The 9,357-nt window shown below is 39.8% G+C and carries 10 protein-coding genes; 8 read left to right on the top strand and 2 right to left on the bottom strand.

Annotation, left to right across the window (positions count from 1 at the left end; translation table 11 throughout):
* From AAE02nite_RS26230 to AAE02nite_RS07885, 3 genes are all read left to right on the top strand, one after another.
* The coding region (locus AAE02nite_RS26230; RefSeq protein ID WP_170252546.1) for a hypothetical protein at positions 1-344 on the top strand (344 nt) is incomplete at its 5' end.
* Positions 344-1,102, top strand: coding sequence for a hypothetical protein (locus AAE02nite_RS07890; RefSeq protein WP_146896723.1), 759 nt, complete (start codon positions 344-346; stop codon positions 1,100-1,102). The genes AAE02nite_RS26230 and AAE02nite_RS07890, both read left to right, overlap by 1 nt.
* Before the next feature lie 257 nt (positions 1,103-1,359).
* Positions 1,360-1,827 (top strand): hypothetical protein, encoded by a 468-nt coding sequence (locus tag AAE02nite_RS07885; RefSeq protein ID WP_146896721.1) that lies wholly within the window; start codon positions 1,360-1,362, stop codon positions 1,825-1,827.
* A gap of 91 nt (positions 1,828-1,918) precedes the next feature.
* Here AAE02nite_RS07885 and AAE02nite_RS07880 read toward each other — a convergent pair whose 3' ends face one another.
* Complete coding sequence (locus AAE02nite_RS07880) at positions 1,919-2,383, bottom strand: Rid family detoxifying hydrolase (protein WP_146896719.1); 465 nt, start codon at positions 2,381-2,383, stop codon at positions 1,919-1,921.
* A 504-nt stretch (positions 2,384-2,887) separates the two neighbouring features.
* On the opposite strand from AAE02nite_RS07880, the gene AAE02nite_RS07875 reads away from it, so the two are divergent.
* From AAE02nite_RS07875 to AAE02nite_RS07855, 5 genes are all read left to right on the top strand, one after another.
* On the top strand, positions 2,888-4,483 hold the full coding sequence (locus AAE02nite_RS07875; protein WP_174761929.1) for a flavin monoamine oxidase family protein: 1,596 nt from the start codon (positions 2,888-2,890) through the stop codon (positions 4,481-4,483).
* Between the two features lie 46 nt (positions 4,484-4,529).
* Positions 4,530-5,717, top strand: a complete 1,188-nt coding sequence (locus AAE02nite_RS07870) for a pyridoxal phosphate-dependent aminotransferase (protein WP_246150877.1) — start codon at positions 4,530-4,532, stop codon at positions 5,715-5,717.
* Positions 5,718-5,794: 77 nt separating this feature from the next.
* Positions 5,795-6,790 (top strand): Hint domain-containing protein, encoded by a 996-nt coding sequence (locus tag AAE02nite_RS07865; protein ID WP_146896716.1) that lies wholly within the window; start codon positions 5,795-5,797, stop codon positions 6,788-6,790.
* Between the two features lie 37 nt (positions 6,791-6,827).
* On the top strand, positions 6,828-7,217 hold the full coding sequence (locus AAE02nite_RS07860) for a helix-turn-helix domain-containing protein (protein ID WP_146896714.1): 390 nt from the start codon (positions 6,828-6,830) through the stop codon (positions 7,215-7,217).
* Between the two features lie 318 nt (positions 7,218-7,535).
* Positions 7,536-7,748 carry a CPBP family glutamic-type intramembrane protease gene (locus AAE02nite_RS07855; protein ID WP_146896712.1) on the top strand — a complete coding sequence of 71 codons (213 nt, stop codon included), beginning with the start codon at positions 7,536-7,538 and terminating at the stop codon, positions 7,746-7,748.
* A 172-nt stretch (positions 7,749-7,920) separates the two neighbouring features.
* Here AAE02nite_RS07855 and AAE02nite_RS07850 read toward each other — a convergent pair whose 3' ends face one another.
* Positions 7,921-8,607 (bottom strand): hypothetical protein, encoded by a 687-nt coding sequence (locus tag AAE02nite_RS07850; protein ID WP_146896710.1) that lies wholly within the window; start codon positions 8,605-8,607, stop codon positions 7,921-7,923.
* Positions 8,608-9,357 lie beyond the last annotated feature (750 nt).

Genomic DNA, 9,357 nt, shown 5'->3' with positions numbered 1-9,357 from the left:
AACCAGCAGATTTTGATATAATCTTACTGGGTAGCTCTAATAATATTTTGTTGAAAGGAAATAAGTTATATAATAGAAGTTTCTATGATGTAATTTATCCAAGAAGGGGCATGTTTGCATACTTACTTAAAATTAGTTCCATACCTAAAATATTTGATAATATCTATCCAATTAGAATCTGTGCAGGAGGAATTGATACATTAATCGGATGGCTTGTTCTTAATAAAAAGATAAAAGTTTATCATATTAAAGATAAAATAATTGATGTTGATAGGAACTTACCTAGCAATATAATTAATCCATCCAAGCAAAATAAATTAATTCATATTAAAGAATTCTTATAATGAACTTAACAATAGAAGATGTAGAAAAGCTAGCTACAATTCTTGGTTTCTTTTTGATTTTTTGTGGAGTAATTAAAATCTATACTTATTATAAAGTTTTTAACCTTACAATATTGCCATATCTTAAAATTACCGAAATACTGTCTTTGTTTTTGGAAAATGTAATGGCATTTTTATTGGTTGCGATTTTTGTTGGAATCACTTCCTTAGACTTCTTTTATAAAATAAATATTGACGGTGCTGGTTTTAATTTGTTGCTAAATTTGGATTTTGCTCAAAGGATAAGATTAATATTGATGCAGATTAATTTAAGTTATTGGTTCTTCGGAATTTCCACATTAGCATTTTTCTTTTTTTACATTTTACGAAAGAATATAAAAAAGTACGAATTTATAATTTCAATCACTTTATTTTTAATAGGTTATATTATAATTCCTATTATTACTGTTTTAGCTAAAATTCAACTTAAAGATTGGTATGGATTAGAGTTAAAGATTATTTTCGTTTTTTTTAGCTTTCTGCTTTTATCCCTTATCCTTTTTTCTATTGCAAATGCACTAAATGAAGCGTATAAGGTTAAGAAGCATCAATTTTTTAAAAATGCCGTTTTCATATTTGATGATAATGAAAAAATTATTTCTAATCAGTATTTATATTATATAGGTAGAACTGAAGGTTTTATTTTTTTCTATAATAGCAGAAACGAAAAGCCAGTAATTATTCCAGCTTCAAGGCTAAAGAAAAATTATTCCAGGTAACTTTATTGAAGGTTTTGAAGATGATAATTCTGCATCCTGAAATATCCCTTAAAACTGTAAACTCTTGTAAGTTTTTTCTGCCGTGTCAGGTGTTATCACCTGATACTTGTTAAGGTAGTAAGAAAATAAAGAACACCAGAAGCCGGTGCATAAGTTAAGAGGTTAATTACATATTAATTGTAATAGGTATTAAGTGGTAACACCTGTCACGGCAGATGAAATGGCTAAAATAAATTAGCCATTAAAGAACTAAAACGATGGAAATTAAATGCACCAACAACAAGACATTTGAACTTACTGATAATTCAGAAAAGTTAGGGCACCTAACCTATGATAGTTTGTTTTCTTTTAAAGCCAATGCTGTAGTAGGTAATGACAATTTTAAAATTACACCAAAAGGAATATTTAGCACTACTATTTCTGTAACTAACAATGAAACGGAGGTTGCCAGTATGCAAATGAATTGGAAAGGAAATATCACTATTTCATTTCCAAATGGACATGCATTTATATTAAAAGCAACCGGTACTTTCCTAAATAAATATGTGCTGGAAGACCAAGATGGACAAAGATTAATGTTATTGAATCCTGATTTTAATTGGGCAAAATTCAGCTATAATTACAGCATCTCGTACGACAATAAACCACAAGACATACTATTGGTTTTGCTGGCAACTTACGCGGCCAATTATTACATTGCTGCCATGTCTTCATCCGTGTATTAAATAGAGAGAACTCACACCAGAATTTTTAAATATATAATCTTGCCTTTAAAATAATGCTTGTCCGTAAAACCATTAAAATTTAGGTTTTAACCTACTCCATCACCGCTATTACCGATATTTCAATATTAGCATTGCCTGGCAGGTTGGCAACCTGCACCGTTTCGCGGGCCGGCGGATCGGAAATAAAATATTTGCCGTAGATCTCGTTTACTTTCGCAAATTGGCCAATATCCTTTACGTAAATGGTGGCCTTTACCACGTGCTGGAAATCCAGTCCGGCGGCTTTTAATATTTGCTTAATATTTTCCAGCACCTGCGTGGCTTCGGCTTCAAAGCTTTCGGTAACCAATTGCCGCGTCTGCGGATTAGCTCCTACCTGTCCGGCTACAAACAAGAAACCATTGGCTACTACGCCCTGGCTGTAAGGTCCAATGGGCTGTGGTGCCTGGGCGGTTTTAATTATTCTTTTGGCGTTTTTTTTCGGGCTGGCGGGTTGTTGCGCTAAAGCGCTGGTAGCAAATAATAAGCAAACGCAAAACAGAATAGAATTTTTCATAGGCTAATAAATTAGGTTAAGCAGAAGGTATATAATATAGTTAAGCAGAAGGTATATAATATATAAGGGTACAAGTAATCTCATCTATAATAAATAAGTCGCAATAGTTTTCTGAGTGCCGGAAGCTATCCTAGTAAAAGATAAATCAGGTACAGGTTTTTTTAGCTAGAATAACATTTTTAGAAACTACAGTCTAATTCCAGTACTTACCCGCCCTAAAAATACCTTTTTTCGGAAAACAGCTTTAAAAAATTATTGGTTGCCTCAAAAATTATATATGAACTTCTAATATTTGCAATTTATTTATACTTGCCTCTTGAATATTATTTAAGCAATTATTTAAATACGCATTAATTTTAAGGTGTAATTTATCAAAACAGTAAACTTTTTCGGAAAAACATATATTTTTAAGAGAGTAAATTATATTTTATATTATAATTTGGCTGATTAAGTATAAAATTTATACCTTTAACGTAATTAAATTAAAGATTATTTAATTGGATTATGGTTAAAAAGATATCTCGCAGAAGCTTTCTAAATAAAAGTGCCTTAATTGCCGGAACGGCTTACCCGGCTATGCTGGCACTGGGATTAATGCCAAGTGCGCCGGCGCATGCCTTCTCGCTGCAAGGCGACGGCAAAGGCAAACACATTGTAATATTAGGTGGTGGTTTAGCCGGCATGACGGCGGCTTACGAGTTAAATAAATTGGGCTATCGCACTACTATATTAGAGGCTCGCAACCGTTCCGGTGGGCGCGTGTTCAGTGTCCGGAAAGGTTCTACGCACCAGGAAGTGGGTGGACCGGTACTTACCTCTACTTTTGATGAAGGCCAATATTTTAATGCCGGCCCTTCGCGCATTCCGCACCACCATAAACTTACGCTGCATTACTGCAAAGAATTGGGGGTGCCGCTGGAAGTATATAACAACGTAAACGAAAGCACTTATTATTTCAGCGAAGGCAAAGGCAAATTATCGAACCAGAAAGTGCGGGCCCGCGAAATACACAACGATATGCGCGGCTACACCAGCGAACTGTTGGCCAAAGCCCTGGACCAGGATAAGCTGGACCTGGCCATGAGCAAAGAAGATGCGGCTAAAGTGCTGGAATATTTGCGGGCCGAAGGTGGCCTGGATATAGATAAATTATACAAAGCATCGGCGCGGCGCGGCTACCTGGAAGCCCCGGGTGCCGGTGAAAAATCCGGAAAAATTGCCGACCCGCACAAGCTGGTCGATATTATTCAGTCGGGTTTGCTCGACCCCGATTTTTACAATGTGGCCGAATATACTTATGAGCTGCAAATGACCATGTTTCAGGCAGTGGGCGGTATGGATAGTATTGCCAAAGCCCTGGAAAAGAAAATTGCCGGTTCTTTAAAATTTGGCGCCGAAGTAAAAGCCATAACCAATGTGGCCGATGGCGTTAAAGTAACTTATAAAGACAAAACCGGCGAACACGAAATTAAAGGCGATATCTGCATCTGTACTTTGCCTTTGCCGGTGCTAAGTAACATTAACCACAATTTTGCTTCGGATGTAAGCCGGGCCATCGATTTTGTGCCTTACATCCAGACCGGTAAAATTGGTTTGCAGTTTAAACGCCGTTTCTGGGAAGAAGATGAACACATTTTCGGCGGCATTACCCACACCAACAACGATTTAACCCAAATATTTTACCCATCGAACGGGTACCTGGGCAAAAAAGGCGTGCTCATTGGCTGTTATAATTTTAACGATAAAGCCAAACGGGTAGGGGATATGTCGGTGGCCGAGCGGGAAAAATTTGCCCTGGAAAAAGGCAGTCTTATTCATCCGCAGTACAAACAGGAATTTGAGAACTCCTTCTCGGTAACCTGGCACAAAACCCTGTACAACATGGGGGGCTGGGCCGTGTACGGCAGCGAAGAACGTAAAAATTTATACCCGGCGCTTTTAAAACCAGACAAGAACGTCTACTTCGCCGGCGAGCATACCACTTACCTTACGGCCTGGATGGCCGGCGCCTTTGAATCGGCGCGCAGCACGGTAGCGGCCGTACACAGCCGCCTGGCCGAACAGCGGGTACAATACCCCACAACCACGAACAAAGGTTAATTAATAAATAATAAATATGTCTCACACTTATACAAATAAAACAACTATGGCATCATCAATGAACAGACGTAACTGGCTTAAATCCAGTGCCATTTTAGCCGGAGGACTTACTTTATTCTCGGGATCTGCTAATCAATTGCTGGCTATGCCTGGTAAGGTGGCCCGGAAAAAACTGCTCGAAGAAAGCATTAATTATGCTACCGATGAGAGTGTGTTATTGGCCGCGCCGGCGCCGCTGAAAGCCCGGTTAAGTTCAAATGAAAACCCCTTTGGCCCATCGGCTAAGGCCAAGAAAGCCATCATGGAGGCTTTGGAAACCAGCTACCAATACCCCAGTGTTTATATCAGGGAGTTAACCAATAAAATTGCGGAGTACGAAGGCGTGAAGCCGGAAAATATATTAATGGGCGCTGGTTCTTCGCCGTTGCTATTGGCCGCAGCCATGTATTTCAGCGAGAAAAACGGTTCCAATATTGTTTCCGGCGACCCAACGTACGCCAGCTTGCCCCGGGGTGCGGCCGAATTTAATACCGCCTGGACCAAAGTGCCGCTTACGGCCGATTACAAGCTGGACTTGGATGCGATGGAGAAAAAGGTAGACAGCAGCACTTCGCTGATGTATATCTGCAACCCAAATAACCCCACCGGTACCGTGGTAGATACGGCTAAACTAAAAGCTTTCTGCGAACGCGTTTCTAAAAAGGTGCCGGTTTTTGTAGACGAAGCTTACATCGATTATTTGCCCGATCCGAAAGCCGCCTCCGTGATGGATGCCATTAACAAAGGCCAGAACGTAATTGTGGCCCGCACTTTCTCTAAACTGTACGGTTTTGCCGGTTTGCGGGTGGGCTATATTGTAGCGCAGCCAGAATTAGTAAAAGCCTTGAGCAAATATACCGCCGGTGGTTTCAGTATTTCGGCTACTTCGGTAAAAGCGGCATTGGCGGCTTACAACGACCAGGAATTCTTACAGGATGCCCTGAAAAAAACCTTGGCTTCTAAAAAATTCCTCTACGATGTGCTTAAAAAAGAAGGCTACGAATACATCCCATCGTCGAGCAACTTCGTGATGTTCCCGCTGAAAATGGAGGGCGAAAAATTTACCGCCGAACTCATGAAACGCGGCGTAGGCGTGCGAAACTGGAAGTTTGACAACAAAGAATGGTGCCGCATCAGCATTGGGCGAATGGACGAAATGCAGGCATTTGCCGATGCTTTTAAACAAGTTTCTTAAATAATAAACTGGCTCAGGCCAACGCTTTCGGGCTGGCCTGGGTCTTTAAATTAATTTTCCAACAAACAAATACAATTATGCGCAAGAGTATTTTATCGTTAATGCTAATCGGAAGTCTGTATGTTTCAGAAGCCAGACCAATGGACGATTTCCGGGCTATAACCTTAGCAGAATATCAGAAGGCCAAAACTTTTACCGTTAAAGACCTGGATACTGAAACTTATGTAAAAATTGAAAATGCCTATATTCTGGACCGCTACGAAGGCCGCAAACCTTATTTTATTACCGGCGACGATGGCCTGAAAAAACGCATCGATTTGTACCGGTTGCTGGCCAAAGACGGTATGGCCGAATTGGGCATGATGATTTTTTACACGAACGAAAAAGGCAAACAATACCAGGCCCTGCTGCCTAGTTCTAAAACCGAAGGTAAAATCTGGGAGCAATATTTCGAAGATATTCACGCCATTGATAAAGTAGAAAAGAACTTCGTGCTGAAGCTTTCCTACGTGCTATCGAAAGAGCTTTCGTTCCAGGAATACAAAGCCATGAGCCAGGGCAAAGACCTGAAAGCTGAATCGGCTACTTACGGCAACGATATTTGTTTCCCGGGTACGCAGGAGGTAGCCATGGCTAATGGCCGTAAAAAATTACTGCAGGATGTAAAGGCTGGCGATGAGGTTTTAACCATCGACCCGGCAACTAAAACAACCACTAAAGTACAGGTAAAAGAACTGGTTTCCCACGAAGCTAAAAATTACGCGATTACGCGTTTAGTAGTGGTTAACGCCACCGAGAAAGCAGGCAAGCTTGGCCAGGAAGTAAAATTAGAAAGCAAAATAATTGAAGCAACCCCTAACCACCCCATGCTGACCCAAAACGGCAGCCGCAAAATTGGTGAAGTTACCGCCGGAGATGAGGTACTTTGCTTCGATAGCAAAACGGGGAATTTTGCGGCTTACAAAGTATTACAGAAAAAAGAGTATGCTGGCGGGGTACAGAAAGTGTACAACATTGAAGCCAGCGGCGGCTCTACCTTTATGATGAATGATGTAATGGTAATGCAGAAGTAAGCTTACCCCGTTTATTCTTTTACTTAAATTTTAGATTATGGTCAACAGCACAATAGGAGAAAGATTAAAGACTTTTCGGAAGTCGAAGCGATTAATTGGCGAAGCATTTGGTGAATTGTTGAATCTGGGCAAAGCCGGCGTGGCCCACATTGAGGCCGGCCGCCAAAACCTTTCGATTGAGCAGCTCAAGCTTTTAATACAATTATTTCCGGAGCTTAATGTTTATTGGCTGGTAGCCGGGCAGGGCGAAATGTACGTGAAAGACAACCGCAAAATGCCGGAAGATGTGCAGCCGCCCTGGGAAAAGTTAAAAGAAGGCCAGCCGCGCTACGAAATATTGCTGCGGGAATATTGTGAGTTGCGCAATAAAATGAGAATGCTGAATTTGGATTTTACGTTAGATGATACCGCTCGCCTGCGGGGTTAATTATGATTTTAACTTTTAACAACTAGCTTGGCCGGGAGCGGTTTTTTAGGTAATTCAAAACGCTGCTGCACGGCAGTAATGTAAATTTTAAGGAATTTTTCCGTAACGCTTAAACAGTTAGGTACACGTTCACTGGGGTAGCTTTATGGCTTACCGGTGACAGTACCTGCGGTTTAAGCGTTATTTTTTATTCTGAAACCAATAATTTTTCTCCTTTAACTATTTAATACCAAGTAGTGTGAATACTATTCCATAGAAAAAATAAGTTAATTCTACTCAATTCGGTCATCCTTATGATAATTAAGGAAGGCTGCCTTAATATTTGCGGCCGCTCACCTGCCAGTTGTTTTCCAAAGTGTAGCGGCACCGGCGGCAGGTTTAATTTCCTATATTATGCTGGGTAATACCATTGGAGGGGTTATTTTCGGTTGGATATACTGGAAAAAAGGGCTGGAAGCCGCGTTTATCAGTCACATGTTTGCGCACGTGGTATTCATGCTGGCGGAGAATATAATACCCATGAATGCTTAAAGCCCGCACTATAAACTATTCTTGGGTGATTATGAAGATATAGCGCAGTTAATTCCGCATAATATAAGTTAACTATTTACAAGCTATGCAATTCGCTTTTTGCGCAGAAAATTATTTATACTACTTAGTGGATATTAATTTTTGAGTCAAATACTTTTCTCTGATTATAGCATCAGGAAGCTCTCCTCGGTATCCTAAATAATTTAACCTTCCCTTCTTGCATTAACAATTGTGCATTTGGGTAAGATGGCAGAATGTCTTTTTCCCGGATAGATATACCATGTTCAGGGTTGGTTAAGGTACTGTTATTGATTAACAAATAAACGGTATCGGCTTGTATGGTCTTTAAGTTGATTTTATGGTTGAATCGGACGAAGGTGTAATTACCAGGAGGGGTAAAGTCGTAAAAAAATGGGTTTGCCAAAGTCAATACCCAATCGGTAATAACTAAATAAGCGCCTTCTTTGTGTTGGAGATGTTTACGGATAACGCGTTCCTGTTCAAAAAAACTTGATACAGACGGTTTCCGGATAAAATAAACCGGCCGGATGCAAAGAATGATTGTACACAATAAGAAGGCGCTTTGAATAGATAATTTTAAATTAAACAGGTAATTAATTCCGAAAAATAAAGCCAAAGGGCCGTACATTATCTTCATAGCATTTGGCGCTAAATAAGTACAACCTGTAAATAATACCGCCAGAAACAGGTGCGTAATAGAACGGTGCCACGATTGCACAATCGCCAAGCCGGCCAAAATACAAAATGCCGGTAGAAGCGGATGAAACATTCTGGGTAATAAGGTCATTGGCTTGTAATGGTCAAAGCTAACGCTGCCAAACCAAATAGATAATAGCATAGTTAAGGACGCTATAAACCAAAAGGTTACCGAATCCTGTAAATGGCCAGGACCTAAATTGCGGCTTGTAAATATTACCGTAGCGGCAAAAATTAAGGGAATAGCAAGACCCGATCCGATAAAAAATAAAATAGGTTGATAGGTAAGACGGGGTATAATTGAATGCTTGTAATTTGCCAAATATTGTTCTTTAAGCCCTTGACTATAAGCTTCAATATCATGGATGCGTAAGAAATAATTGCCAGTGTAATATTTGTAAAGTGCCAAATAGATAATTAATAAAATAATACCAATGGTAAAGGCCACCATCCAGAAAATGAAATTTTTCCGGTTATACCAGTGATATAAAAATAAAATGATGTAAAAAGGTAAAAGGTACAGGATGGTCTCCTTGGTTAGGAAGTTAAGAAAGTTGAAAAGGGCAAACAAGACTCCTAACAGAACAGCTTTGTTCACCGGCAATTGCTGACGGGTATGATACAGTAGTAATAAGCAGACGGTAGTAAAAAACAGCGTAATGTTATCAGGATATAAATAATTAACGGTGTTTAGTACAAAGTAATAGAGCCCGGATAATATAAGCATCCAAACGGTGGCGGCTGGATAGCTTTTATGAAAAGTTAACCAAATAATTAGGTAAAAGCCTAAAGTACATAAAAGCGGCCAAAGCGTGGTGGTGTAAGCACCTATGCCAAATATAGAATAGAAGGCAGTTGTCGGTAAAAAAACTAAAAAACGGTGGCAAAAAGG

Origin of the sequence: Adhaeribacter aerolatus, assembly GCF_007991635.1 — a bacterium.
GTDB lineage: Bacteria > Bacteroidota > Bacteroidia > Cytophagales > Hymenobacteraceae > Adhaeribacter > Adhaeribacter aerolatus.
Note: the sequence above shows the minus strand (reverse complement) of the source record. Positions and strands in the feature narration are given on the sequence as shown.

Coding starts and splice junctions, on each gene's coding strand:
- AAE02nite_RS07850 (WP_146896710.1), bottom strand. CDS start 8,607: ATGCTATTATCTATTTGGTTTGGCAGCGTTAGCTTTGACCATTACAAG.
- AAE02nite_RS07875 (WP_174761929.1), top strand. CDS start 2,888: ATGGTTAAAAAGATATCTCGCAGAAGCTTTCTAAATAAAAGTGCCTTA.
- AAE02nite_RS07880 (WP_146896719.1), bottom strand. CDS start 2,383: ATGAAAAATTCTATTCTGTTTTGCGTTTGCTTATTATTTGCTACCAGC.
- AAE02nite_RS07865 (WP_146896716.1), top strand. CDS start 5,795: ATGCGCAAGAGTATTTTATCGTTAATGCTAATCGGAAGTCTGTATGTT.
- AAE02nite_RS07885 (WP_146896721.1), top strand. CDS start 1,360: ATGGAAATTAAATGCACCAACAACAAGACATTTGAACTTACTGATAAT.
- AAE02nite_RS07860 (WP_146896714.1), top strand. CDS start 6,828: ATGGTCAACAGCACAATAGGAGAAAGATTAAAGACTTTTCGGAAGTCG.
- AAE02nite_RS07870 (WP_246150877.1), top strand. CDS start 4,530: ATGGCATCATCAATGAACAGACGTAACTGGCTTAAATCCAGTGCCATT.
- AAE02nite_RS07890 (WP_146896723.1), top strand. CDS start 344: ATGAACTTAACAATAGAAGATGTAGAAAAGCTAGCTACAATTCTTGGT.